Raw genomic sequence first — 24851 nt, forward strand, 5'->3', positions numbered from 1 at the left:
ACGGCCCCCGCTGCGCGGTATCTCATTCCGGCAGCGTATAGGCGATCACCGCATCGCCCAGCTTGGTGCCGATATAGTTGTGCCCGCCCGCGATGACGACCAGGTATTGCCGCCCGTCGCGGCCCAGATAGGTGGCCGGCGTCGCCTGACCGCCGGCGGGAAGCCGCGCGCGCCACAGCGTTTCGCCCGTGGCCAGGTCGTAGCCGCGCACGTAATAATCGGCTTGTCCCGACAGGAAGGCCAGCCCGCCCCCCGTCACGATGGGGCCGCCGATGCCGGGGATCCCCGTCTCGAACGGCAGCGGGACGGGCGACATGTCGCGCACCGTGCCGTTGACATGCTGGTAAATCGTCTCGCCGGTCGTCAGATCCACGCCCGCGACATAGCCCCAGGGCGGCTGCTGGCAGGGCAGCCCCAGCTTCGACATGAAGGGCTTGAGAACCGCGGCATAGGGGGCGCCGAACATCTCGTTGCCAAGGGGCGCACCTTCGCGGGACACAATGGTTTCCAGGTTGTCGGGCCGGGGCGTCAGGGTCGAGACGAAACCGAGATAGACGGGCATGGCGAAGGCCATCTGCCGGACCGGATCGACCGCAACACCGCCCCAGTTCAGCACCCCGAAGCTGCCCGGATGGGTCAGCGTGCCGTTGACGCTGGGCGGGGTGAAGCGGCCTTCGTAGGTCATTTGGTGAAAGTCGATCCGGCAGAGCATCTGGTCGATGGGTGTCAGCCCCCACATCTGCGCGCCGGTCACGTAATCGGGCGCGAAGGATATGGCTGAAACGGGTTGCGTAGGGGCAGGCCGCTCGCCCGGCACGGCATTCTGAGATACCGGCACCTCCGTCACCGGCAGAACCGGCTCGCCTGTCCGGCGGTCCAGCACGAACACCTCGCCCTGCTTGGTGGGCTGCACCAGTGCAGGCACGGTTTCGCCGTCGATGGTCAGATCGACCAGGCTGGGCTGCGCGGGCACGTCGTAGTCCCAGATGTCGTGATGCACGGTCTGGTAGACCCACTCGACCGCCCCGGTGGAGGCGTTCAACGCCAGCACCGAGTTGCCGTATTTCTCGTCATTCTCGGTGCGGAAACCGCCATACTGGTCCGGCGATCCGATCCCCATGGGCAGATACGCCAAGTTCAGGTCGGGATCGTAACTTGCCACGCTCCAGCTGTTGGGGACGTTCTGGGTGAACACCTGGCCTTCTGGCAGGGGCGAGGGGCCGTCGGGATTGCCTGGATCGAAGGTCCAGGTCATCCGCCCGGTGCGGATGTCGAAAGCCCGGATCGCGCCCGAGGGCAGTTCGGTGGACAGGTTGTCGTTGACGCTGCCGCCGACGATCACGACCTCGTCCGTCACCAGCGGGGGCGAGGTCGAATAATAGGCGGTCGGCGACACGTTGGGCATGCCGATCCAAAGGTTCACCGTGCCGTCGTCGCCTCCGAAACCGGGGCAGATCGTGCCCGTCTCGGCGCTGACCGCGATCAGCCGCGCGTCGCGCGTGGGCAGGAAGATACGACGCAGGCAATCGGCGCGGATCGGCGAAGGCTCTGTCGGGGCATCGTCGCTGACCACCGGGTTGGGATGGCCCGCCTCGGCTGTGCCGGCGACGATGTTCTGCGCCACGCCCGCCGCCTCGACGGTCACGCCGTCCATGCTGGCGCGGATCAGCCTCGCGGCTTCGCGCTTGTCCGGCAGGGGGGCATCCGACACTTCCCATCCCAGATCGGTCGCGTCGTGATAGCTGAGGCCCCGGCAGGTCGCATAGGTCGAAAGCTGCGGCACGAGGCCGGTCAGCGTGGGGCTGAACCGCCAGCGTTCGTTGCCGGTGACGGGATCCAGCGCGATGATCTCGCTTTTCGGGGTGCACAGATACATCGTGTCGTCAACGATCAGCGGTGTGGATTCCAGCGCGGTGCCCGGCAGGTCCACATGCACGTCGCCCGCATGGTATTCCCACGCAACCTCCAGTTCGGCCACGTTTTCGGGCGTGATCTGCGCCAGCGGCGAATAACGCTGGCCATAGGGCGTGCGCCCATAGGACGCCCATTCGCCGTCATCGACATAGGGATCGGCCAGCGGCGCCTGCGACATGCGCGCGGGTTCCAGCCGTCCCGGCATGTCATAGGGTTGCGTCACCATGGACACCGCCGCCACGACGACCGCGATGCCGATGGAAGCCAGCATCAGCATCCCCTCGATGCCATAGCCGCGAAAGGCCTGTGTGCCCCGATGCAGCGAATGCACCATCGGCGGCAGCAGCAACAGCAGTCCCAGCACGATGATCAGACCACCCCGCGGCGCAAGACCCCACCAGTAAAGCCCGACCTCCCACAGACCCCATCCCAGCGCGAAAAGGATCGCAATGCCGTAGACGACCAGCCCGCCTTTGCGCCGCCCATACATCAGCAGCGCCGACAGCAGCAGCAGCGCGCCCAGCACGATGTAGCCCCAGGTGCCACCAAGCGATGCCAGCCAGACACCCCCAACGGCCAGGATGGCCCCCAAGGCCAGCACGAGTGTCGACAGGATGATGCGCGTCATGGATCGGGATACCTTTCGGGAATCAGGGCGGCCCCCTGGACCACCGCGATACGGTCCGCCATCAGGATGGCGAAGGGTTGCGTCGGCGCGAAGGCCGACAGGACGATGGATACCATCGACGTCAAGGGCACGGCCAGCAGCGCGCCGGGCAGGCCCCAAAGCGCAGACCAGACCGCCAGCGAAACCAGCACGACGAACGGGCTGAGGTTCACGCGCCGTCCGATCAGGCGCGGCTCCAGCACCGACCCGACCCAGACCTGCGCCGTGGTCAGCAACGCCGCCAGCAGAAGCGTCCATTCCAGATCGCCGAATTGCAGCGCCGACAATCCCACCGGGAACGCCACGCCGACGAGGGATCCGAAATAGGGAATATAGTTCAGCAGTCCGATCACCAGCGCCCAGAACAATGGAAAGTCGATGCCCATGCCCCAGAGGATCGCGAACGAGATCGTCCCGAGAATGACGTTCACCAGCGTCTTGATCGCCAGATAATCGCCGATGCGGCGGTTCACGTCACGGATGATCGCCTCGGTCTTGGCGGCGTCCACCGGGTCGCGCACGGCCGCGGACAGCTTGGCCGCGAAACCCGCGCGCTCGGCCATCAGGAAGGCGGAATAGACGATGACCAGAAAGACCGAGGCGCCCATGGTGGTGATGCTGAACAGCGCCGTGTTGATGACGGTCTGAAGCGAAAAGCGCCCGAAGGTGGCGGCGCGGATCGTCTGCCAGTCGGGCCGTTCGTCCAGACCGAAGGCGTCGGCACCCTGGGCGACCAGCCTTTCGATATTGGCCTGATAGCCGGGGGCCTGCGCGACGATCTGGCTGATCGTCGCCACGACGACCCCCAGCAGCAGGACGACGACGGCCGTGAAGGCCAGCAGGACCAGAAACCGGCGAAAGGCACCGGGAAAGGTGCGCAGCACCGGCATCCGTCCCAGCGCGTCCGACGCGCTGGTCAGGATATAGACGGCGATGATCGCGGCCAGGATCGGCAGCAGCACCGGCTTGCCGATGATCAGCAGGAACCCCCCCAGCACCACCAGCAGCGCCGCGTTGACCAGCGTGCCCAGCGAATTGCGCTCGACCCTCATGGCGCGACCGGCGCCGGGCCGCGCCAGCGCGTCAACGCATCCAGAAGCGCGACCGACATCGCGGCCGCGAAGGCGCCCGTCAGCGTCAGCACGATGCGTGTAAATGTCGCATAGCCCGCCTCCTGCGTCGAAAGGGCGCCCGCCACCAGCGCCAGCGTCACCGAGAATCCGTATTGGTAAACCATGCTGGGATGCGGCCCGTCCAGCATCTTGCTGCCGAAAAACAGCCCCGTCAGGAACAGCAGGCCCAGCAGCATGGGCAGATGCGGCGATATCGTGTAAAGCCACAGAACCAACATCGCGGCCCCGCCGCCGTAGAGCGTCGCGCGCACCCGCTGCCGCGCTTCCCAGAAAACGGCGCGGCGGGTGGGAAAGACCAGCACCATCGCGGCGATCACCGCCATCATCATGTCGGTCGGCTGCATCACCGAATAAAGCCAGAAGCTGAGGCCCAACAGAACCGTCGCGCGAATGGCGGCGCCGACCTCGACGCTGCCCGAAGTGGGAACGGGCGCATCGACATGGATCAGGTCGGTGCGCGGGGGAAACAGCAGATAGACCAGCGGCGCCAGCACCAGCGCCACCAGCGATGCCTGTAGAAACCCGTCGCGCATCGTCTCGACCAGGGCGGTTCCATGCATTCCCATCACCGACATCAGCACGGTGATGACGACGATCAACATTCCTGCCTGCGCGCCCGTGCGCAGGATCAGGCGAAAGCCCCAGAAATAGGCCAGCCACATCGCGCCCATGTAGATCAGCGGGACGGGACGCAGCCATTCGACCAGCCAGGTCATCGCGACAGCCAGAACGGCCATCGCCACCGGCCCGCCTACGGCGCGCACGACGTTCAGTCTGCGCCGCTGGGACGCAATCAGCCCCAAGGGCAGGGCGGCGATGATCGCGGGCAGGCCAGGGTCGAGCAGCGGGATTGCCAGATAGGCCAGCGTGCCCACCGCCGCGATCCGCACCGCCCAAAGCGGATCCTCGTTCACATCCGGGCGGGGGGTGACATACATCGCGCGCCTTCAGTGCAGATAGCTGGTCCAGGACCGCACGCGCTGCAACCCCCGCGCCAGCAGAGCGATCGGGTTCGCGGTGCCTTCGGTCAGGATCAACGCATGCACCTTGCCGCCCACACGGATCGAGCGTGGCCAGTCCGCGACGTTCTGCGCCAGTTCGATGCGCACGGGGATGCGGCGCGCGGGCTCGAACCAGCGGTTCGTGGGCTGATTGACGACCAGTCCCCCCTGCGCCGTGCGCCCCGGATTGATGCCCCAGGCGATGCTTTGCACCTTGCCGTCGAAGATCATGCCGGGTGCCGCGTCGAACAGCAATTGCGCGGGATCGCCGGGGCCGACCCGCTGCAACTGGTTTTCGCGCAGATCGACGGTGATCCAGGCCGCCTCGGCGTCGATGAAGGTCAGCGCCGGCTGGCCCGCGCCGATGAATTGCCCTTCGGCCAAAGTCACGTTTGTTACGACACCGTCATGCGGCGCGGCTATAGTGGTCGAGGCCAGATCGTATTGCGCGCGTTCCAGTTGCGCCTGCGCCGCCGCTATGGCGGGATTGTCGGCGCCTTCCGAGCCAAGCTGGGCACGCGCGCTTTCCAGATTTGCCTCGGCCGTGCTCAACCGCGCCTCGGCATCCGCGACCTGGTTGCGCGCGGCGTCGCCCTGCGCGGTCGAGGCGATGCCGCGTTCTTCCAAGCGGAAGGTGCGGTCGGCATCGGCCAGAACCGAATCGAGGTTGGTGCGCGCCTGCGTCACCGCCGCCTGGGCGGCGACCAGCGACGCGCTGGATGCCTCGATGCCCTGCGTGGCGCTGGCAAGGTTCGCTTCGGCCTGCCGCACGGCCAATTCGAACGGACGCGGATCGAGCGTGAAAAGCGGATCGCCCGCGCGCACGAATGCATCGTCCGCGACCGTCACAGATGTCACTTCGCCCGAAACGCGCGGCGCGATCTGCACGACATGCGCCGAGACGATGCCGCGCGACGACGCGGGCGCCAGGCGATCAGTCAACGCGTATAGAACCGCCAGAACCGCCAGCAGAACCAGCACGAGAATAGAGATTCTGCGCGCCGGGTTGCGGGCTGGCTTCGGGCCCATTGCAGGTTCGTCTGTTACGCTCATGCCCGGCTATCCTTCTGTCACGCGCGCAGAGGCGTTAGTTCCCCAGATAGGTCGAATAGCCGTAGGGGCTGACCAGCACCGGCACGTGATGATGGCGGTCCGTGTCCGAAATGTCGAACATGACCGCGATCTGCGGAAAGAACGGCGCATCGCCGAGCGCGTCGTACCCCGACAGATCGAACGTCAGCCGGTAAAGCCCCGATGTGGCGTCGATGCCGAACCCCTCGACCCGGCCGTTATCCTGCGTGGTGCCGGTGCCCAGCTGCGTCCAGTCGCCGTCCCGCTGCATGTCCAGCGTCACCGGAATGCCGCTGCCGCCCTGGCCGGTCGAAATGTTCAGAACGTGGGTCGATATATCTTCGGCCTTGGCCATTCCAGCAGTCGTGGCAATCGCGGCGGTGGCAAATAGAATACGAAGCATGCGGTGTCCTTTCGCGCTTTACCATGCCGAACACGCCCGGCGCAGGATTGTTCGGCACGACCGAACGAAATCCTTCAGGATACGGAATTTGGCCGAAAGAACGGGGATTGCAGCGCAACGCGAACCCCGCGGGACGTGTTCAGCGCCGCCGGTCGCGCCGGCTGCTCATCGGCTGGAAGGCAACGCTGACATGCGCCTCGCAATAGGGTTTACCCGCTTGCACGCCCAGCCCGCAGAACCAGAAATCCGCCGTGGCCGGATCGCCGATAGGCCATTTGCAGGTGCGTTCGGTCAGCTCCATCAGGCTTATGCGTTTGCTGGTCTTTTCGACCTCGCGGACGCTGGCGAGCGTTTCGGGGCTGATCTCGTTGGCGGAAGGCTGCGGCGGCAGGGGCTGGCCTGCGGGAATGATCTGCCGGCGCGCGGCGGTCAGGGGCGGCGGCGCGGCCGATTGCGTCGATGGTATCTCGCGCTCTTCCTCGACGGGGTCTTCCGTCGCGACGACCTCGACGACAGGCTCGGCGGGCACGGCCGCTTCTTCCAGTTCGGTCTCGCCTTCGCCCTCGGGGGCGCCGCCCGCGCGGTTGCTCAGGCCCAGCCTATGCACCTTGCCGATAACGGCGTTGCGCGTCACGCCGCCCAACGTCTTGGCGATGGCGCTGGCCGACTGGCCCTCGCCCCACATCTTCTTCAGTGTTTCGACACGTTCGTCGGTCCAGGACATCGCATTCCCCGCAAATCGTCGGACGGATCAAGGCCGCCGCATCCCTTGGCAGCGGCGCACCGCACGGCGCGCATAACGGCACCGGGTTGAGTTTTTCCGCAGACACCTATTCTAGTCACCCGGACGCCCGATACAAGGCGCACCGCGCGCATCGCCGCGCCAGACCTTGGGAAACCGCATGAACCAGCCGATGACGCAAAGCCGCCAAGGCACCCCGTCCCGTCCCGCCAAGCCGGCGCCCGCCGGCATGGGGGTGCGCCGCTTCGGACGGTGGAACATGCTGGGCCTCTATACCCTGGCGCAGCGCGAGATGCGGCGCTTTTTGGCCGTCTGGACGCAGACGCTGGCCGCGCCGCTGATCACGGCAGGGCTGTTCCTCGCCGTATTCGCCCTGGCCATCGGTCCGGCGCGCGGCGACGTGATGGGCGTGCCCTTCATCCAGTTCCTCGCCCCCGGCATCCTGATGATGACGGTGATCCAGAATGCCTTTGCCAACACCTCGTCGTCGATCATGACAGCCAAGGTGCAGGGCAACATCGTCGACACGCTGATGCCGCCCCTGTCCCCGGCCGAGCTTTTGCTGGGCTATCTGGCCGGTGCCATCGGGCGCGGGCTGTTCGTGGCGGTTCCCATCGGCATCGCCACCGCGTTCTTTCTGGGCGGCGTGGCGCATCCGTTCTGGGCATTGATATACGTGGTTCTGGGATCGGCCTTCATGGGGGGCGTCGGCATCCTGACGGCCATCGTCGCCACCAAATTCGACCAGCAGGCCGCGATCTCGAACTTCATCATCCAGCCGCTCAGCTTCCTTTCGGGCACCTTCTATTCGATCGAGGCGCTGCCGCGGCCTATCTACTTCGCCACTCACGCAAATCCGGTGTTCTACCTGATCGATGGCGCGCGCTATGGCTTCATCGGACGCTCGGACAGTTCGCCCTGGCTGGGGCTGGGTGTCTGCGCGCTGGCCACCGCGCTGGTTCTGGCGCTGGGCTGGCACTGGTTCCGAAGCGGCTATCGGATGAAGGAATGACGCTGGACAGGACGAATGGTGCGCGCTACCGCTGCGTCATGGACACCGTGCAAGCCATCGACCTCCGACGCCGACGCTGAACAGGCGTCCCGCCGTCCGTCCCGTCGTTGACACCTTGCCGCCCCTTGCCCACCAATGGGGCTGTCGCTTCCCCGGAGCTTGCCATGATCCCGTCCATCCTGCCCACCTATAATCGCGCGCCGCTGGCCTTCACCGAGGGGCAGGGCGCCTGGCTTACGGCCGAGGACGGCACGCGCTATCTGGATCTGGGTGCCGGCATCGCCGTCAACGCGCTGGGCCACGCCAACCCCGATCTGGTCGCCGCCCTGACCGAGCAGGCGGGGCGGCTCTGGCATACGTCCAACCTCTATCGCATCCCCGCGCAGCAGCGGCTGGCCGACCTGCTGGTCGAACACACCTTCGCCGATACCGTCTTCTTCACCAATTCCGGCACCGAAGCGTGCGAACTGGCGGTCAAGATGGCGCGGAAACACTGGCATGACAAAGGCCGGGACCGCACCACCATCGTCGCCTTCGGGGGCAGCTTTCACGGACGCTCCGCCGCCGGAATCGCAGCCGCCGGCTCCGCGAAGATGACAAACGGGTTCGGCCCGCTGCTTCCCGGCTTCGTCCAGCTTCCGTGGGGCGATCACGACGCGCTGCGCGCCACGCTCGACGATACCGTTGCCGCCGTGCTGATCGAACCCGTGCAGGGCGAAGGCGGCATCCGCCCCTTACCCGACCAATGCCTCAAAGGCCTGCGCGATCTTTGCGACACCCACGGCATCCTCCTGATCCTGGACGAGGTGCAGTGCGGCATGGGTCGCACGGGCCGCCTGTTCGCGCATGAATGGGCCGGCATCGCGCCAGACATCATGATGGTGGCCAAGGGCATTGGGGGGGGGTTCCCGCTGGGCGCGGTGCTGGCGACCGAGGATGCCGCGTCCTGCATGACCGCCGGCACCCATGGATCGACCTATGGCGGCAACCCGCTGGCCTGCGCCGTCGGCGCGCGGGTGATGGAGATCATGACGGCCGACGGCTTCCTCGACGACGTGCGCCGCAAGGCCGCAGGGTTTCGCCAATCGCTCGAAGGACTGGCCGCCGCGCATCCCGATATCATCGACCATGTGCGCGGATCGGGCCTGATGCTGGGACTCAAGCTGCATGTCGCGCCCGCGGAGTTCGTTGCCGCCGGATACGCGCAATACCTGCTGACCGTGCCGGCCGCCGACGATGTGGTGCGCCTGCTGCCGCCACTGACGATCACGGGGGACGAACTGGCCGAAGGCATCCGCCGCCTCGACCGGACAGCCGCGGCCCTGCGCCGCGATGCCGCCTGATCCTTCATCTTTCTTCAAATACCCCCTTTTCCCGACCTGCAATCAGGCGACCCAATGTCTCATTTCCTCGACATCGACACCACGCCGTCGGCCGATTTGCGCGCCATCATCGACGCCGCGCGTGCGATGAAGGACGCGCGCGGCGCCCGCCCGCGCGGGACGCCCGACGACGCACAGCCGCTGGCGGGCCGCATGGTCGCGCTGATCTTCGAGAAGCCGTCCACCCGCACCCGCATCAGCTTTGACGTGGGGGTGCGCCAGATGGGCGGGCAGACGATGGTGCTGTCTGGAGCCGACATGCAGCTCGGCCACGGCGAAACCATCGCCGACACCGCCCGCGTGCTCAGCCGCTATGTCGATCTCATCATGATCCGCACGTTCGAGGAGCAGACGTTGCTCGACATGGCCGAACATGCCGACGTGCCGGTCGTCAACGGCCTGACCAACCGCAGCCATCCGTGCCAGATCATGGCCGACGTGATGACGTTCGAGGAACATCGCGGTCCGATCGCGGGCAAGCGGGTGGTCTGGTCCGGGGACGGCAACAACGTCTTCGCCAGCTTCGCCCATGCCGCCGGGCAATTCGGGTTCGACCTGACCTTCACAGGCCCCCCCCCACTCGACCCCGATCCGGCGCTGGATGGCCTTTACAGAATCGAGCGCGATCCGCGAAAGGCGGTCGAGGGGGCCGACCTGGTCGTGACCGACACCTGGGTCAGCATGCACGATCCCCAATCCGCGCGCGAACGCCGGCACAACCAGTTGCGCGGCTATCAGGTGAACGAGGCGCTGATGCAGCGCGCCAATCCCGACGCGCTTTTCATGCACTGCCTGCCCGCGCACCGTGAAGACGAAGCGACCAGCGCCGTCATGGACGGCCCCCACTCGGTCATCTGGGACGAGGCCGAGAATCGCCTTCACGCGCAAAAGGCCATCCTGCGGTACTGTCTGGGCGTCTGACCCGCGCTAAGCCTCCGCGTCCTCGTCCACAGCCCTCCCACCCCGCCGGCGGCAGCCGCGTCCGCCTTGGCCGGCCGGATGCAGATGGTAGTCGGGAACGCCTTCCCTGCCGCCATGGACGACGCGCCGTGCAAGATGCTGCGAAAGCGGTAAAGGTTCACGTCCCCCGCCGTTTGGCGCGCAGGGTCGGTTCGGCCTGCGTCGGATCGTCCGGCCAGGGGTGGCGCGGATAGCGGGCGCGCATGTCGCGGCGCACATCGGCATAGCTGCCTGTCCAGAAGCCCGGCAAATCCATCGTCACCTGCACCGGCTTGCTACCCGGCGACAGCAGAACGATGCGCAAAGGCCGGCCCGCCACCTGCGGGTGGGTCGTCATCCCGAACATTTCCTGCACGCGCACGGCAATCTGCGGGGCATCGCCGTCGTAATCCACCGCGATCCGCCGCCCCAGCGGGGTTTCGATATGCCCCGGCACCTCGCGATCCAGCCGCTGCATCTGCGCATGGTCCAGTCGCGCGCGTAGGGCGGGCAGCAGATCGAACCGCTTCCAGTCGCCCGCGCTGCGCATACCGTCCAGCCAGGGCAGCAGCCAGTCTACGGCACTGTCCAGCAGCGCCGCTTCAGTCGTGTCGAACAGATTGCCCGCCAACGCCACGCGGGCCAGGAACCGTCGCGCTGCGGGGTCGGGGGCAAGTCCCAGTTCACGCACCCCGATCAGCATGGCCCGCGCAACCGCATCGGCAGGCGCGTCGGCCCAGGCCCGGTCGTCGAGAACGATGCTTCCCAGCCGCTCCTGCCGGCGGGCGATCACCCGTCCGTCGCGTCGCGACCACTCGCAGACATCGTGCCAGTCAATGTGGCCGCCCAGCACCGTCCGCAAGGCGCCCTCGGCGATGGGCAGGGCCGCGCGGATGCGGGCCGCGCGCGGGTCGCCGTCGGTATCCGTCACGACCAGCAGCCGCGCGGATGACAGGGGATCGGTCGCATCCATCACCGCCTCCTTGCCGCCCGAAAGCAGCCAGCGCGGCGCATCGCCCGCTCGCCGCAGCGCGACGCGGTCCGGATAGGCCAGCGCCGCCATCTGCGCCGGATCCAGTCCGGCGCGCGCCTTGCCCGCCAGCCGTCGCAATCGCGCGGCATCCGTGCGGATCCGCTTGGCCACGCCCGAGGGCACCCCGAAGGCGCCCGGATCCCGGAGGGCCCGCAACCGCAGCGTCAGATCGGCGCCCCGATCGCGCAGGATGTCGCGTTCTGACAGCAGCGCCGCTAGATCGGCTGCATCCGGCCCGGCGACCCGAAGCATGTGCGCCAGCCGCGGGTGCACCGGCATCGCGGCCATGGCCCGACCGGCAGCGGTGGCATGCCCGTCCGCCAGTGCGCCCAGATCCTCCAGCAGCGCGCGCGCCCCGGCCAACGCGCTTTCGGGCGGCGGGGTCAGGAAGGGCAGGGCGGCGGCATCGTTCGCGCCCCAGATCGCCAGCTCCAGCGCCAGCCCCGCCAGATCGGCCGTCTCGATCCCGGCCGGCGGATAGGCGGGCAGCGCGCCGTCCTGCCCGCGCGTCCAGAGGCGATAGCACACCCCCGGCGCCACCCGTCCCGCGCGCCCCGTGCGCTGCGCGGCCTCGGCGCGGCTGACGCGCTCGGTCACAAGCCGGGTCATGCCGCTGCCGGGATCGAACCGTGCCCGCCGCGCAAGGCCGCCGTCCACCACCACACGAACATCCTCGATGGTCAGCGCGGTTTCGGCGATGGCGGTGGCCAGCACGACCTTGCGCGCCCCGCCGCCCGCGATGGCTGCGCGCTGGTCCGCAAAGGGCATCGCCCCGAAAAGCGGCCGCACAGCCGCCGCGACATCCAGCAGGCGCGCGACGCGCCGGATCTCGCCCTCGCCCGGCAGGAACGCCAGCACGCCGCCATCCGTTTCGTCCACCGCACGGGCGATCAGGGCGGCCATTGCCGCGTCCCATCGCCGGCCTTCCGGCAGCGGCCGGTCCAGCCACCGCTCCTCGACCGGGAACATGCGGCCGGTGCTGGTGATCAGCGGGGCGTCCAGCATCGCGGCGACCGGTTGCGCATCCAGTGTCGCCGACATCACGATCACCGCCAGATCGGGCCGCAGCGCCTGCCGTGCTTCCCAGACCAAGGCCAGCGCCAGATCGGCGTCGAGGCCGCGCTCGTGAAATTCGTCGAAGATGACGCAACCGATGCCATCCAGACCCGGATCGGCCTGCACCATGCGGATCAGCAGCCCTTCGGTCACGACCTCGATCCGGGTCGCTGCTGAAACCCGCGCGTCGCCCCGCATGCGATAGCCGACCGTTCTGCCCACCGGCTCGCCCAGCGTCTCGGCCATCCGCTCGGCCGCGGCGCGGGCGGCCAGCCGGCGCGGTTCCAGCATCACGATGCGCCCCGCGATCCGGTCGAGCAGCGCCAGCGGCACGCGTGTCGTCTTGCCAGCGCCCGGCGGCGCCTGAAGCACGGCGCGGCCCTGTGCGCCGATCGCCTCGCGCAATTCTGGCAGGACATCGTCTATTGGCAGCGGCGTCATGTTCTTGCCATAGCTTGCCGGGCTGGACATTTACAGCCGCGCACGGTGCAATCGGGCCATGCCCGACGACACTGCATTCGACCCGCTGACAGAACCGCTACTTTCGGGCGACCGCCGCGCGCTGGCCCGTGCGATCACGCTGGTCGAATCGACGCGGCCCGAGGATCGCGCCCGTGCCGCCGCCCTGCTGCAATCGGTGGCCGATCCGGGCCGCCGCACCCTGCGCATCGGCCTGTCGGGCACCCCCGGCGTCGGCAAATCGACCTTCATCGAGGCATTCGGCACCATGCTGACAGGGGCAGGGCACCGCCTCGCCGTGCTGGCGGTCGATCCCAGCAGCACCCGGTCGGGCGGCTCGATCCTGGGGGACAAGACGCGGATGGACCGGCTGGCGCGCGACCCGAACGCCTTCATTCGCCCCTCGCCCAGCCAGACCGAACTCGGCGGCGTCGCCCGCCGCACCCGCGAGGCGATCGCGCTGGTCGAGGCGGCGGGCCACGACATCGTGCTGGTCGAAACCGTGGGCGTGGGGCAATCCGAAACGCTGGTCTCGCGGATGACCGACCTCTTTGTGCTGCTGCTGGCGCCTGCGGGCGGGGACGAGTTGCAGGGGGTGAAGCGCGGCATCATGGAAGCGGCCGACATCGTGCTGGTCAACAAGGCCGACGGCGATCTGGCCACGCAGGCCCGGCGCACCTGCGCCGACTATGCGGGCGCTCTGCGTCTGATGCGCAAGAGACCGGGCGATGCGCCCGATTTTCCCTGCGCGATGACCGTCTCGGCCGTCACCGGCATGGGTATCGACGCCGCCTGGAACGCCATGCAGGCACTGGCCCGCCATCGGCGAGAAAGCGGTCTCTGGGACCGGACCCGTGCCGATCAGAACCGTCACTGGTTCGAGGAGGCCGTGCGTCAGGGGCTGATGGCGCGGTTGACCGCCGATCCGGCACTTGCCGCGCGGATGGACGATCTGGGCGCCCGCGTCGCGCGCGCCGAATTGCCCGCGACCGCCGCCGCGATGGTGCTGCTGGACGATCTGGCGTCCGGGCCTTGACCGCACGCGCCGCCGGGCGTATTGCGCGCGAACCGTATCGCCCGGCATCCGCTCGGGCTGGCCCCTATTGCGCGCCCGCCCCGGCGTGGCGCACCAGACCGAGGATGAACCGATGTCGCGCGTTTGCGAACTGACCGGAAAAGGCCCGATGTCGGGCAACAATGTCAGCCATGCCCACAACAAGACCCGCCGCCGGTTCCTGCCGAACCTGAACGATGTGTCGCTGATGTCCGAATCGCTGGGCCGCACCGTCAAGCTGCGGATTTCGGCGGCGGCCCTGCGCACGGTCGATCACAGGGGCGGGCTGGACGGGTTCATGGCCAAGGCCAAGGATTCCGAGCTGTCGGCTAACGCGCTGAAGATCAAGAAGGACATCGCCAAGGCCCGCACTTCCGTCTGAGCCGACCGGATCTTTTAAAGATCGAACCCCGCCTTTCAGGCGGGGTTTTTATGTTTTGTGGGTCGTGCTGGTGAATTACTCGTCCACGTAGCGGCTGACGATGTCCCAGCCGCTTTCGTCGGACAGTGCGGCAAGCAAGGCACGGTTCATCGCATCGCGCAGGGGCGATCCTTCCGCGGTGGCAAAGCCCACCATGATCGGATCGAGCTGCGTCTCCTCGACCGTAAAGGAATGGCCTTCGCGTCTCAGCGCGTCGCGCAGCACCAGATTGGCGCCTGCGGCCATTTCGATATCCTCGCCTTCTTCCAAGGCATCGAGCATCGATTCCATATCCGAATAGATGATGATGTTGGCTTCACGGCCGCGCAGGAAGCGTTCCGACGTGCTGTTCGACACGACACCGACATCCTTGTCGGCAATCTGACTGCGTAAGTTCGAGGCTTCTGCCCCGGCCAGCGTGACGATGGCAGCGGTCAGCGCGGCGCTGACTGCCAATCCGACCATCATCCACAACATCGCCACCGTCCGGCCCAATGTTGTGATCGGCGCCTTGTCGCCGTAACCGATGGTCGTCAACGTGACGCCGGCCCACCAGAACCCGTCGCCCAGACCCTGAAGCGGCTTGCGGCTGAACTGGTCCTCGTTCCGCCGGCGTTCCACCAGCCATACGATACCGCCCACGATCAGCAGCAGCACCGACATGGTCAGCACGAGGCGAAGGAACTCGATCGAAGCGAACCCCCGCACGACCGACAAGATTTCCGATCGCTGAGGCGCAGCGAGGCCGAGCGTCGAGGTATGAAAGGGCAACGTCAGATCGACGGCGCGCTCGATCTCTGCGGTGGCATAGACCGGCCCCGCCACGTCGATACGTCCGCCATCCAGCGCGTCGGCAACGTCGCGATACGCGATCGGCACGATGTCGTAATCGACATTCTCGCGCTCGGCGATCAGACGCCAGAGCGTCGGCGCCATGCCGGTCCAGGATCCGTCGGCGGTCAACGTGGCATAGGGCGGCTGTTCGACCATGCCGATGGTGATGCGATCCTGCGCCCAGGCAGGCACGGTCAGGCCGGCCAGGATAACGGCCAGCGTCGGTAACAGTTTCGTCATGCAGTCCTCCAGGTCCAGGCGAACGCATGGGGCCGGGCAGGGTTGCAGGTTCGCCGGGATCGCAATGTCAGAGCGTTGCAGGCGCGCGACGCTCGGTGCGACGGGCGCGCTCGGTCTCGGATTTGAGCTGACCGCAGGCCGCCATGATGTCCTCGCCCCTCGGAGTGCGGATCGGGCTGGCATAACCGGCCTTGTAGACGATATCGGCAAAGGCGCGGATGCGGTTGTTGGACGACCGGCGATAGGGCGCGCCGGGCCATTCGTTGAACGGGATCAGGTTGATCTTGGCCGGGATCCCTTCGATCAGCTTCACCAGCCTGCGCGCGTCGTCGTCGCTGTCGTTGATCCCATCCAGCATGACGTATTCGAACGTGATCCGTTCCGAATTGCTGAGCCGGGGATAGGCCCGCAGCGCATCCAGCAGCGACTCGATGTTCCAGCGTTTGTTGATCGGCACCAGCCGGTCGCGCACATCGTCGGTGGTCGCGTGGAACGACACGGCCAGCAGACAGCCGATCTCGTCGGCGGCACGCGCGATCTCGGGGACCACGCCGCTGGTCGAAAGGGTGATGCGGCGGCGCGACAGGCTTATGCCTTCGGGGTCCATCGCGATGCGCATGCCATCGCGGACGGCTTCGAAGTTATAAAGCGGCTCGCCCATTCCCATCAGCACGATGTTGGACAGAAGCCGCGTTTCGTCCTTGGGGTTGCGGCCGGGTTCGGGCCATTCGCCCAGATCGTCGCGCGCGACCATGATCTGACCGACGATCTCGGCCGGGGTCAGGTTGCGCACCAGACGCTGCGTGCCTGTATGGCAGAACGAGCAGGTCAACGTGCAGCCGACCTGGCTGGAAATGCACAGCGTGCCGCGCCCTTCCTCGGGGATGTAGACAGTTTCGACCTCGTGACCGCCGGCAATGCGCAGCAGGTATTTGCGGGTGCCGTCGGCGCTGACCTCGCGCCGCACGACCTGCGGAACCTCGATAACGAAGTGATCGGCCAGCATCGCGCGATAGGGCTTGGCAAGGTTCGTCATCGCCTCGAACTCGCGTACGCCTTTCTGGTAGATCCATTGCCAGACCTGCCCCGCCCGCATCTTTGCCTGACGCTCAGGCGTGCCGGCCGCGATCAGGGCGTCGCGCAGTCCGTCGCGCGTCAGCCCGACAAGATTGGTCGACCCGTCCGTCGCCACGGGCTTGCGCGGCAGGGTGAGCACGTCTTGCGTGATGGGTGTGGCAGGCGCCGTCATGGCAGTCTTCGGCAAATACGCATTGGCGGCATATAGCGCCGGCGCGTCGGCATTGGAAGGGTCAGCCGCCCGCATCGACCGACAGGCCGGGTCCGCGCACGTCACCCAGGGCCCGAAGGAAGTTGGCTGACCATTCGGCGATGTCATGCTCGAACACGTTGGCGCGCGCTTCGACATGACGCGCGCGCCTTTCCTCGCGGCTCATCGTCAGGGCGCGGCCGATCGCCTCGGCCATCTGCGAACGATCGTAGGGATTGACCATCACCGACGATTTCAACTGTTCCGCCGCCCCCGCGAACCGCGACAGGATCAGCACGCCCGGATTGTCGGGATCCTGGGCGGCGATGTATTCCTTGGCGACCAAGTTCATGCCATCGGCCAAGGGCGTCACCATCGCGGCATCGGCGGCCCTGAAAAGCGGTGCCAGAACCTCGCGCGGGATGTTGCGGTGCAGATAGCGGATCGGCGTCCAGTCAAGCTCGGCATGCTTGCCGTTCACGGCCCCCGCGATCTGTTCTAGCTCGGCCCGGATTTCCTTGTAGGCTAGGATCTCGGATCGCGACGGTGGCGCGATCTGCAACAGCGTCGCGCGCGGCATGTCCGGTCCGCGCGTGTCCAGATAGCTTTCGAAACCGCGCAGCCGATGGGGGATGCCCTTGGAATAATCCAGCCGATCCACGCCGATCATCAGCTTGGCGCCGCGCCTGTCCGGCCCAATCAGGTCGCTGCCGTCGATGGCGACGGACGCTTCGGCGAATTCCTGCGGCGCGATGCCGATGGGGAAGCTGGCGATACGGAAGCGCCTGTCGGCATAGCTGACCATGCCATCGGGCAACAATTCGCCGCGCGGCGCCCGTCGGATCGCGGCAAGGAAGGACGCCACATCGGACTGGCTTTGCAGGCCTACCAGATCGTGCGCGGCCATCCATTGCAAGAATGCCTCGGGCTGGGACAGCGCTTCGAGGTCGGTATGCGTCGGGAAGGGGATGTGCAGGAAGAACCCCATCGTCACATCGACGCCCAATTCGCGCAGACAATGCGCCAGCGGCAGGAAATGATAGTCGTGGATCCACAGCCGGTCGTCAGGACGCAGCAGATCCTTCAGAAGCCCCGCGATCCGGCGGTTCACCCGCATATAGCCTTCGCGGTATTCGGGACGGAAATCGATAAGATCAGACCGCCGATGACATAGCGGCCACAACACGCCGTTCGAATATCCGAGATAGTACTCGTTCCGGTCGGCGGCGGTCAGATCGAAGGACAGCTTGGTATAGCCGTCGGCGGGATGCTCGACAAGATGGTCGCGCGGCGTCTCGACCACCTCCTCGGCCGCGCCGACCCACAGGCCGCCCGAACCGCGCAGCGCGTCGTCCAACGCCACGACCAGTCCGCCGGCGGGGGGCTTGGACAGCGGAATCCGGTTGGAGACGACGACCAGGCGCCCCTTACCTTCGTCGCTCATCTTGCGCCGCTCCAGCGCGCAAGCAGCGCATGGACGGCGGCGACATCGCGCAGGCGCAGCGGTGCGACGGTGGGGCCGGGGCCGACCTTGATAGCCATGCCGCCGGTTTGCAACGCCGCCTCCATCGCCGGTTCGTCGGTCAGATCGTCGCCGATCATGACCGCGCGGTCGGCTGCCGTGTCCTGCATGGCACGCCGCAGGCCGGCGCCCTTGTTGGCGTCTGCGGGACGAATCTCGTCCGCCATCTTGGACGGATGCAGGTCCAGATCGTTTTGATTGGCGAGCATTTCCGTCAGCCTGGCGCGCACCTCGTCCGTCCGTTCGGGCGCGGCGCGGTAATGGACGACGACGCCGGTTGCCTTGTCCTCGACCAGCAGGCCGGGCCGGGTCGCGGCCCAATCGTGCAGTTCCGCCTTCATGCGGGACAGGCGCGGATCGTCAGCGAAGGCGTGCGGCTGGATCGTGCCGCGCTGCCGCCTTTCCGCCCCGTGCCCGCCGACCATGTCCAGCCCGGTGCCGGGCAGCATGCGTTCCAGATCGGCCAGTCCACGGCCCGACAGCAACGTCGTTCCGCCGCCGAATACCTGATCCAGCCTCAACAAGAGCGGTGCCAATTGCGCTTCCACCCGGACCGCATCGGGACGGTCGGCCAGATCCACCAGAACGCCGTCGAAATCCAGAAACAGCGCCGTCCGGCCGAATTCCGGCATCGGAATGTCTTCGGGACGGTCATAGCGTTCTGGTGCGTCTTCCGGCATCGGATCCTCGGGCTGATATGGACGGACAACGCCGGGACAGCGAGATTGGTTGCCGTTTCAGCGCGTCGTGAGGCCCGTCTCCTCGGGCTGGCCCAGCATCAGGTTCAGCGCCTGCACGGCCGCGCCCGACGCGCCCTTGCCCAGATTATCAAGCTGCGCGTAAAGCACCGCCGTTCTAAGATCGTCGTCGCCGCCGACATGCAGCCGCATCAGGTTCGTGCCGTTCAATTCCGTCGGATCGAGGCGCTTGGGCGCGGGGCCGTCCGCCACCTCGACGAACTGGGCATCGGCATAGCGGTCGGCCAATGCGCTACGCAGACGCGCGATGTCGCCCGGCCCTACGGCCATCGGGATCTGAACGATCATCCCTTGCGCGAAATTGCCGACCGAGGGCGAAAAGACCGGCCGGCGCGACAGCCCGCCATGCTGCATGATTTCCGGCAGATGCTTGTGATGCTGATCGGTTCCATAGACGAACAGCGGGGGCGCGGTATCCGCCTCGAACTCGGCGATCATGGCCTTGCCGCCACCGCTGTAGCCGCTGACGGCATTGATACTGACGGCCGCGTCGGGTGCGACGAGACCCGCATCGACAAGCGGTCTCAGCAGCGCGATCGCCCCGGTGGAATAGCAGCCGGGGTTGCTGACCCGGTCGGCCGCCGCGATCGTGCGCCGTTGGTCCGGGGTCAGCTCGGCGAAACCGAAAACCCAGCCCTCGGCAATGCGATGGGCGGTGCTGGCGTCGATCAGGCGGACATCGTGGCCTTGGACGGCCTTCACGACTTCGCGCGCCGCGTCGTCGGGCAGGCAGAGGATCGCCACGTCGGCGGCGATGCACGCCTCGAGCCGCGCCGAGATGTCCTTGCGCCGATCATCGGACAGCGAGATGAGGTCGATGTCGGACCGCCCGGCCAGCCGCTGGCGAATTTGCAGGCCGGTGGTTCCGACCTCGCCGTCGATGAAGACGCGTGCCATGTCCCGGTCAGCCGGCGCAGCGCTTCTGCGCCTCGTCCAGCGCTGCGGTGAAGCCAAACAGGCTGAACGTGTCCATCGTCTGGGTGCCGCGAGCGGAACGCGCGGTGAGTTGTGCATCCGCCCCGCGTTTCATCGCCGCGACGATCTGCGCATCGTCGGATTCCGACGTGGGCCACGCCCATTCGCCATCCGTGAACAGATCGAAGCTGCTGTCGCCTATCTGCAACGTCACGGTCGAACCGTCGGCGAAGGGATACCCACCCGTGAAGGACACGACGCCGCGCACGTCGTCACCGGGGCGGAAGGTGACGAAAAGCCGGATGTCGCCCCGCTGCACCGACACGACCTGTCCGTCGCGGGTATTGACCGTGGTCGTCGGCGCCGAGACGCTGAAACACTCGGTCGGGTCGCTGGCGACGAAGACCGACCAAGCCGTTTCGACGGCAACCCGATTGGTGACTTCCCCCTGTGCCAGCGCCGGGCCGGTTCCCAGGGTCGCCAGAAGCAGGGCAACCATAGTCTTCGTCGCTGTCATTCGTTCGTGCCTCCAGATGGGTATCGGCCGGTCCGTCAGCGGCCCCTCGGGCGGGCCGGGCGGGCATGTGGCCGCGATTAGCGTCTTGCGCGCGGACCCTACCGGCAAATAGCTGTCAGGCGAAAGACCCGCGCGCGAAAAATTGCCGGGCTGACCCAGTTGTGAAAGGACGCTTCGATGACGGCACCCCATACGATGGTCGAGGTCTGGCGCGGTCCGTTGCTGGAATCCTTTCATGCCGGTCATGCAGTCGTCTGCGATGCCGACGGCCGGGTGCGCCATGCGTGGGGCGATGCGGATGCGATCGTCTATCCCCGTTCGTCGTGCAAGATGATGCAGGCTTTGCCGATGGTCGAATCCGGCATCGTGCTGCCGTCCGAGCGGTTGGCGCTGGCCTGCGCCTCGCATCAGGGTGCCCCGCTGCATGTGCGGGCCGTGGGCGAATGGCTGACCGATCTGGGGCTGTCGGACGCCGACCTGCGCTGCGGCGCCGAAGTGTCGCGCGATCCCGACCTGCGCGAGGCGATGATCCGTGACCGCGAACGGCCGCAGCAGGTCCATAACAACTGTTCCGGCAAACATGCGGGCTTTCTGACCTTCGCGCAGGCGACGAAGGCCGGGCCGGATTACGTCGATCCCGACCATCCCGTGCAGCGCGCCGTGCGCCAGTCGTTCGAGGAGGTGACGGGCGAGGACAGTCCCGCCTATGGGATCGACGGGTGCTCGGCCCCCAATTTCGCCACGTCGATATCGGGGCTGGCGCGTGCGATGGCGCGTTTCGGCGCCGCACGGGAAGGGCAGGGCGCGCGCCAGACCGCGATGGCACGGTTGCGCGGCGCGATGACCGCCCATCCTGATCTGGTAGCCGGCGAGGGGCGGGCCTGCACCGAATTGATGCGCGCGACGGGTGGCAGGGTGGCGATCAAGACCGGCGCCGAAGGCGTGTTCGTGGCGATCCTGCCCGAACAGGGGCTTGGCATCGCGCTCAAGATCGTGGACGGCGCGACGCGTGCCTCCGAGGCCGCCATCGCGGCGCTGCTAGTCCATGCGGGCGCGCTCGATGCCGGGCATCCGGTCGCAAGGCGGTATCTGGCCATGCCCATCGTCAACCGGGCCGGGCGCGAGGTGGGCGTCGTGCGCCCTTCGCCAAGGTTTCCGGGGCGCTAGAAGCTGGTTTCCATCCACCGCACGAAGGTTTCGACCAGTTCGGAATGGTTCCTGCGGTCCGAGACAAGGATGTAGTGCCGTTCCCTCGGTTTCAGCGGCGGCAGGTCCAGCACGGTCAGCCGCCCGTCGGCCAGCGTCCGTTTCAGCAGGCCCGTCCAGCCAAGCGCGATTCCCTGGCCGTCCATCGCGGCATAGATCGCGTCCGAATAGTTCGAGAACCGCAAGGCCGCGCCGCCGAACGGGCCGGTCCAGCCGCTGCGGCGCAGCCATTGCGACCAGCCCAGCCAACTGGGTTCCGGTTCGGCGCTTTCGATCAGCGTCAGGTCGCGGCGGCGGGCCAGATCCTCGATTCCTACGCCGTGAAGGCCCGAGGCGACCGACGGCGCCGCGACCGGCACCAGCACCTCGCGCAGCGATCCCACCACCCGCATGCCGCGAAAGGGCGGATGCCCATAGCGCACAGCCACGTCGATGCGGGTGTCGTCGGGCGCGTTCCAGGTATCTTCGGAAATCACCCGCAGGCCCGTATGGGGGGCCAGTTCGCGGAAGGACGACAAGACGGGCAGCAGGCGAAAATGGCCGAAGGCCACGGACACGGCAATCGTCAGCATCGTGTCTGGCGCGCGCAGCGCTTCGACCGCATCGGCCAGACCGTCGAAGGATTGGCCCACCGCCTCGAACAGACGGCGTCCGGCATCGGTCAGCCTGACCCGCCGCGTGGTGCGGTCGAACAGCGGCCGTCCCAGTTCGGTCTCCAGCGCCTTGATGCGGCGGCTGACGGCGGCCTGCGTCACGCCCAGTTCGTCCGCGGCGCGGGTGAAGCTTTCGCGCCGCGCCGCCGCCTCGAATGCGGTCAGGGTGCCGAGGCTGGGAATGTTGCGGCGCAGACGATGCATGACGGCACGCTCCCCGCGAACCGGATCGCCGCGATCCATGACCGCAGCGTATGAATGACGGCGATCTTTGTGCAGTTGTTGGAACGTTGCGTCAAGATACGGTGGATCCGTTCGAATAAGGATCGACGCGATGCTTGATTCCCTTGCCCCCCTGTCCGCCGATGCCGATGTCGCCGCCCTTCTGGCGGCCCGCAGGCCGGGCCATACGCTGCCGGCCGAGCTCTATACCGGGCAGGCGGCGTGGCTGGCCGATTGCCGGATCATGTTCGGCCGCCACTGGATTTCGGTCGGGGTGGCCTGCGACGTGCCCGAACCGGGCGACGTGATCGCCCTCGACATCGGCCCGTCCTCGATCGTTATCCTGCGCGACGACAACGACGAATTGCGCGCCTTTCACAACGTCTGTTCGCATCGCGGGGCCAAGCTGGTGCCGGCGGGCCGTTCGGTGGTGGGCAAGCTGGTCTGCCCCTATCACCAATGGACCTACGATCTGGATGGCACGCTGGCGCTGGCGCCCCATATGGGCATGGATTTCGACCGCGCGCTGCATCACCTCAAGCCTGTGGCCCTGCGCGATGTGGGCGGATTGCTGTTCGCCTGCCTATCCGACGATCCCCCTGCGGATATCGACGATCTGGCGGCCGTGATGGAGCCGCGGCTGGCCCCCTACGATCTGCACGACACCAGGGTCGCGTTCGAGCAGGACCTGATCGAGGACGGCAACTGGAAGCTGACGATGGAGAACAACCGCGAATGCTATCACTGCGCGTCGAACCATCCCCAACTCAGCCTGTCGTTCCATGCCGCCGATTTCGGCTATGACCCCGATGGGCTGACCGAGACCGAGCGCGCCGAATCTGACGCGCTGGCCGACGCCTATCGCCGCCACGGCGAGCATTGGCAGGCCGAGGGGCTGCCCTACGAGGCTGTCGAGCATACCGTCGGCCACGCCACCAACTTCCGCACCCAGCGACTGATCATCGCCGGTCTGGGCGAAAGCCAGACCCCCGATACCCGCGCGGCCAGTTCGGTGCCGCTGGGCCAGGCCGGGCGGCCCTGGATGGGCGACATGCATCTGTGGGGCCACAATTCCTGGAACCATGTCATGTCGGACCACGCCGTCGTGATCGCCGCCTATCCGGTGGCGCCCGACAAGACGCTCGTTCGGACGAAATGGCTGGTGCACAAGGATGCGGTCGAGGGCGAGGATTACGACCTCGACAACCTGACCGCCGTCTGGAAGGCCACCAATGCCGAGGACGCGCATCTGGTCTCTCTCGCCCATCGGGGCGTATCGCAGATGGGCTATCGGCCCGGCCCCTATTCGCGCTTTACCGAACGCGCGCTGGAGGATTTCGCCACCTGGTATGTCGAGCGCATGGCCGCCAACGGCTACGGCACCGATTGATGCCGGATTGGACGACACGGCCCCGGCGCCGGTTTGCGCCGGGCCGCTGGGGAACGCTGATTTGCCGCGCCGCATGGGACGAGGCGCCGGGCGTGCGCAGCTTTCTTCTGGTGCCCGAGGATGGCAGCCGGGTCGAACACGATCCGGGCCAGTTCATGACCTTCCGTATTGAAACCGCGACAGGCACCATCGAACGCTGCTACACGATCGCGTCCTCGGCGGCGCGCGACGGCGGGATCGAGATCACGGTCAAGCGCCAGCCCGGCGACGGGTCGGGCGTTTTGCACGACACGCTGACACCCGGCGCGACGATCGAGGCGTTCGGTCCTTCGGGCCGGTTCGGCCCCGCATCATGGCCCGATGACCGCTATGCCCTGATCGCGGCAGGCAGCGGTGTGACACCGATGCTGTCGATCCTGCGAACGGCGGCCGATCGCGGCCTGAACCCGGACGTGGTGCTGGTGCAGGTCGCGCCGACCCCGGACGACCTGATCGCGGCCGACGACATCGCCCGGCTGACGCGTATCCTGCCGGGCCTGTCGCATCTGCGGCTGACCACACGGCAGGCGGGCGGAGCGCGCCCCACGGGCGATACGATTGCCCGCATCGTGCCCGACATGGCCAGCCGGACGGTCCTGTGCTGCGGGCCCCAACCCTTCATGGAAATGGTCCGCGAAACGGCGCGCGTGGCCGGCGTGCCCCCCGAACGCTATGGCGAGGAGAGTTTCGACTTCACCTCGCCCGAAATCGTCGTCTCGTCCGGCGCCGAGGCGACGCTGAGGCAGATCACCTTTTCACGCAGCGGCAAGACGTTCCAATGCGCCGAGACGACGCCGATCCTGACGGCGGCCAGGGCGGCGGGATTGCCGATGCCGTCCTCGTGCACGCGCGGGCTTTGCGGCACCTGCAAGACCTTCAAGCATTCGGGCGAGGTCGTGATGGCGCATGATGGCGGCATCCGCCAGCGCGAGATCGACCGCGGTTTCATCCTGCCCTGCGTCAGCCGTCCGCTGACCGATATCGTTCTCGACTGCTGAAAG

Annotated in this window: 22 protein-coding genes; 8 read left to right on the forward strand and 14 right to left on the reverse strand. The window is 67.1% G+C overall.

Going from position 1 to position 24851, the window contains the following annotated elements:
* Nucleotides 1–22: 22 nt before the first annotated feature.
* The 6 genes from OCGS_RS01760 to OCGS_RS01785 form a co-directional block, all read right to left on the reverse strand.
* Nucleotides 23–2542: a membrane-bound PQQ-dependent dehydrogenase, glucose/quinate/shikimate family gene (locus OCGS_RS01760; protein WP_007425496.1), complete on the reverse strand. Its 2520-nt coding sequence runs from the start codon at nucleotides 2540–2542 to the stop codon at nucleotides 23–25.
* A complete protein-coding gene (locus OCGS_RS01765) occupies nucleotides 2539–3633 on the reverse strand; it encodes an AI-2E family transporter (RefSeq protein WP_007425497.1) in 1095 nt (364 codons plus the stop codon). The genes OCGS_RS01760 and OCGS_RS01765 overlap by 4 nt, the downstream gene beginning before the upstream one ends.
* A complete protein-coding gene (locus OCGS_RS01770) occupies nucleotides 3630–4652 on the reverse strand; it encodes an FUSC family protein (RefSeq protein ID WP_007425498.1) in 1023 nt (340 codons plus the stop codon). The genes OCGS_RS01765 and OCGS_RS01770 overlap by 4 nt, the downstream gene beginning before the upstream one ends.
* A 9-nt stretch (nucleotides 4653–4661) precedes the next feature.
* Entirely contained in the window at nucleotides 4662–5696 is a 1035-nt protein-coding gene (locus OCGS_RS01775; protein ID WP_007425499.1) for an HlyD family secretion protein, read from the reverse strand.
* A gap of 106 nt (nucleotides 5697–5802) precedes the next feature.
* Entirely contained in the window at nucleotides 5803–6189 is a 387-nt protein-coding gene (gene uraH / locus OCGS_RS01780; RefSeq protein WP_007425500.1) for a hydroxyisourate hydrolase, read from the reverse strand.
* Between the two features lie 139 nt (nucleotides 6190–6328).
* Complete coding sequence (locus OCGS_RS01785; RefSeq protein WP_007425501.1) at nucleotides 6329–6913, reverse strand: GcrA family cell cycle regulator; 585 nt, start codon at nucleotides 6911–6913, stop codon at nucleotides 6329–6331.
* A gap of 247 nt (nucleotides 6914–7160) precedes the next feature.
* Between OCGS_RS01785 and OCGS_RS01790 the strand changes: the two genes are divergently transcribed.
* The 3 genes from OCGS_RS01790 (at nucleotide 7161) to argF (ending at nucleotide 10246) form a co-directional block, all read left to right on the forward strand.
* Nucleotides 7161–7943, forward strand: a complete 783-nt coding sequence (locus OCGS_RS01790; RefSeq protein WP_040610352.1) for an ABC transporter permease — start codon at nucleotides 7161–7163, stop codon at nucleotides 7941–7943.
* A 164-nt stretch (nucleotides 7944–8107) separates the two neighbouring features.
* Nucleotides 8108–9286 carry an aspartate aminotransferase family protein gene (locus OCGS_RS01795; RefSeq protein ID WP_007425504.1) on the forward strand — a complete coding sequence of 393 codons (1179 nt, stop codon included), beginning with the start codon at nucleotides 8108–8110 and terminating at the stop codon, nucleotides 9284–9286.
* A gap of 54 nt (nucleotides 9287–9340) precedes the next feature.
* Nucleotides 9341–10246, forward strand: coding sequence for an ornithine carbamoyltransferase (gene argF / locus OCGS_RS01800; RefSeq protein WP_007425505.1), 906 nt, complete (start codon nucleotides 9341–9343; stop codon nucleotides 10244–10246).
* A gap of 157 nt (nucleotides 10247–10403) precedes the next feature.
* Here argF and hrpB read toward each other — a convergent pair whose 3' ends face one another.
* Nucleotides 10404–12824 carry an ATP-dependent helicase HrpB gene (gene hrpB / locus OCGS_RS01805; protein ID WP_007425506.1) on the reverse strand — a complete coding sequence of 807 codons (2421 nt, stop codon included), beginning with the start codon at nucleotides 12822–12824 and terminating at the stop codon, nucleotides 10404–10406.
* A 28-nt stretch (nucleotides 12825–12852) separates the two neighbouring features.
* Here hrpB and meaB point away from each other — a divergent pair, with 28 nt between their 5' ends.
* Nucleotides 12853–13848 (forward strand): methylmalonyl Co-A mutase-associated GTPase MeaB, encoded by a 996-nt coding sequence (gene meaB / locus OCGS_RS01810; RefSeq protein WP_007425507.1) that lies wholly within the window; start codon nucleotides 12853–12855, stop codon nucleotides 13846–13848.
* 112 nt (nucleotides 13849–13960) lie between these two features.
* The gene (gene rpmB, locus OCGS_RS01815; RefSeq protein ID WP_007425509.1) at nucleotides 13961–14248 is read left to right on the forward strand and encodes a 50S ribosomal protein L28; all 288 of its coding nucleotides are present in this window, start codon (nucleotides 13961–13963) and stop codon (nucleotides 14246–14248) included.
* 75 nt (nucleotides 14249–14323) lie between these two features.
* On the opposite strand, the gene OCGS_RS01820 is transcribed toward rpmB, so the two are convergent.
* From OCGS_RS01820 to OCGS_RS01845, 6 genes are all read right to left on the reverse strand, one after another.
* Complete coding sequence (locus OCGS_RS01820) at nucleotides 14324–15361, reverse strand: ion channel (RefSeq protein WP_007425510.1); 1038 nt, start codon at nucleotides 15359–15361, stop codon at nucleotides 14324–14326.
* Between the two features lie 67 nt (nucleotides 15362–15428).
* A complete protein-coding gene (rlmN, locus tag OCGS_RS01825) occupies nucleotides 15429–16610 on the reverse strand; it encodes a dual-specificity RNA methyltransferase RlmN (RefSeq protein WP_040610355.1) in 1182 nt (393 codons plus the stop codon).
* A 61-nt stretch (nucleotides 16611–16671) separates the two neighbouring features.
* A complete protein-coding gene (locus OCGS_RS01830) occupies nucleotides 16672–18072 on the reverse strand; it encodes an alpha,alpha-trehalose-phosphate synthase (UDP-forming) (RefSeq protein WP_007425512.1) in 1401 nt (466 codons plus the stop codon).
* On the reverse strand, nucleotides 18069–18830 hold the full coding sequence (otsB, locus tag OCGS_RS01835; protein ID WP_007425513.1) for a trehalose-phosphatase: 762 nt from the start codon (nucleotides 18828–18830) through the stop codon (nucleotides 18069–18071). The genes OCGS_RS01830 and otsB overlap by 4 nt, the downstream gene beginning before the upstream one ends.
* Nucleotides 18831–18887: 57 nt before the next feature.
* Nucleotides 18888–19805: an N-acetyl-gamma-glutamyl-phosphate reductase gene (gene argC / locus OCGS_RS01840; protein WP_007425514.1), complete on the reverse strand. Its 918-nt coding sequence runs from the start codon at nucleotides 19803–19805 to the stop codon at nucleotides 18888–18890.
* Nucleotides 19806–19812: 7 nt separating this feature from the next.
* Nucleotides 19813–20322 carry an invasion associated locus B family protein gene (locus OCGS_RS01845; protein ID WP_007425515.1) on the reverse strand — a complete coding sequence of 170 codons (510 nt, stop codon included), beginning with the start codon at nucleotides 20320–20322 and terminating at the stop codon, nucleotides 19813–19815.
* Nucleotides 20323–20517: 195 nt separating this feature from the next.
* On the opposite strand from OCGS_RS01845, the gene OCGS_RS01850 reads away from it, so the two are divergent.
* Nucleotides 20518–21507 carry an asparaginase gene (locus tag OCGS_RS01850; protein ID WP_007425516.1) on the forward strand — a complete coding sequence of 330 codons (990 nt, stop codon included), beginning with the start codon at nucleotides 20518–20520 and terminating at the stop codon, nucleotides 21505–21507.
* Here OCGS_RS01850 and OCGS_RS01855 read toward each other — a convergent pair.
* Entirely contained in the window at nucleotides 21504–22403 is a 900-nt protein-coding gene (locus OCGS_RS01855) for a LysR substrate-binding domain-containing protein (protein WP_007425517.1), read from the reverse strand. The genes OCGS_RS01850 and OCGS_RS01855 overlap by 4 nt on opposite strands.
* Nucleotides 22404–22533: 130 nt before the next feature.
* Between OCGS_RS01855 and OCGS_RS01860 the strand changes: the two genes are divergently transcribed.
* Both OCGS_RS01860 and OCGS_RS01865 read left to right on the forward strand, forming a co-directional pair.
* Nucleotides 22534–23811, forward strand: coding sequence for an aromatic ring-hydroxylating oxygenase subunit alpha (locus OCGS_RS01860; protein ID WP_007425518.1), 1278 nt, complete (start codon nucleotides 22534–22536; stop codon nucleotides 23809–23811).
* Nucleotides 23811–24848, forward strand: coding sequence for a flavin reductase family protein (locus OCGS_RS01865; RefSeq protein ID WP_007425519.1), 1038 nt, complete (start codon nucleotides 23811–23813; stop codon nucleotides 24846–24848). Before OCGS_RS01860 ends, OCGS_RS01865 begins: the two co-directional genes overlap by 1 nt.
* The last annotated feature ends 3 nt before the right edge of the window (nucleotides 24849–24851 follow it).

Source organism: Oceaniovalibus guishaninsula JLT2003 (genome assembly GCF_000299575.1).
Lineage (GTDB): Bacteria > Pseudomonadota > Alphaproteobacteria > Rhodobacterales > Rhodobacteraceae > Palleronia > Palleronia guishaninsula.

Bases quoted from the DNA above. Each gene is read 5' to 3' on its own strand.
- meaB (WP_007425507.1), top strand. From the start codon at position 12,853: ATGCCCGACGACACTGCATTCGACCCGCTGACAGAACCGCTACTTTCG.
- OCGS_RS01845 (WP_007425515.1), bottom strand. From the start codon at position 20,322: ATGGTTGCCCTGCTTCTGGCGACCCTGGGAACCGGCCCGGCGCTGGCA.
- OCGS_RS01850 (WP_007425516.1), top strand. From the start codon at position 20,518: ATGACGGCACCCCATACGATGGTCGAGGTCTGGCGCGGTCCGTTGCTG.
- rlmN (WP_040610355.1), bottom strand. From the start codon at position 16,610: ATGACGGCGCCTGCCACACCCATCACGCAAGACGTGCTCACCCTGCCG.
- uraH (WP_007425500.1), bottom strand. From the start codon at position 6,189: ATGCTTCGTATTCTATTTGCCACCGCCGCGATTGCCACGACTGCTGGA.
- OCGS_RS01865 (WP_007425519.1), top strand. From the start codon at position 23,811: ATGCCGGATTGGACGACACGGCCCCGGCGCCGGTTTGCGCCGGGCCGC.
- otsB (WP_007425513.1), bottom strand. From the start codon at position 18,830: ATGCCGGAAGACGCACCAGAACGCTATGACCGTCCCGAAGACATTCCG.
- OCGS_RS01785 (WP_007425501.1), bottom strand. From the start codon at position 6,913: ATGTCCTGGACCGACGAACGTGTCGAAACACTGAAGAAGATGTGGGGC.
- OCGS_RS01860 (WP_007425518.1), top strand. From the start codon at position 22,534: ATGCTTGATTCCCTTGCCCCCCTGTCCGCCGATGCCGATGTCGCCGCC.
- argF (WP_007425505.1), top strand. From the start codon at position 9,341: ATGTCTCATTTCCTCGACATCGACACCACGCCGTCGGCCGATTTGCGC.
- OCGS_RS01855 (WP_007425517.1), bottom strand. From the start codon at position 22,403: ATGCATCGTCTGCGCCGCAACATTCCCAGCCTCGGCACCCTGACCGCA.
- OCGS_RS01830 (WP_007425512.1), bottom strand. From the start codon at position 18,072: ATGAGCGACGAAGGTAAGGGGCGCCTGGTCGTCGTCTCCAACCGGATT.
- OCGS_RS01760 (WP_007425496.1), bottom strand. From the start codon at position 2,542: ATGACGCGCATCATCCTGTCGACACTCGTGCTGGCCTTGGGGGCCATC.
- OCGS_RS01765 (WP_007425497.1), bottom strand. From the start codon at position 3,633: ATGAGGGTCGAGCGCAATTCGCTGGGCACGCTGGTCAACGCGGCGCTG.
- rpmB (WP_007425509.1), top strand. From the start codon at position 13,961: ATGTCGCGCGTTTGCGAACTGACCGGAAAAGGCCCGATGTCGGGCAAC.
- OCGS_RS01795 (WP_007425504.1), top strand. From the start codon at position 8,108: ATGATCCCGTCCATCCTGCCCACCTATAATCGCGCGCCGCTGGCCTTC.
- OCGS_RS01820 (WP_007425510.1), bottom strand. From the start codon at position 15,361: ATGACGAAACTGTTACCGACGCTGGCCGTTATCCTGGCCGGCCTGACC.
- OCGS_RS01770 (WP_007425498.1), bottom strand. From the start codon at position 4,652: ATGTATGTCACCCCCCGCCCGGATGTGAACGAGGATCCGCTTTGGGCG.
- hrpB (WP_007425506.1), bottom strand. From the start codon at position 12,824: ATGTCCAGCCCGGCAAGCTATGGCAAGAACATGACGCCGCTGCCAATA.
- OCGS_RS01790 (WP_040610352.1), top strand. From the start codon at position 7,161: ATGGGGGTGCGCCGCTTCGGACGGTGGAACATGCTGGGCCTCTATACC.
- argC (WP_007425514.1), bottom strand. From the start codon at position 19,805: ATGGCACGCGTCTTCATCGACGGCGAGGTCGGAACCACCGGCCTGCAA.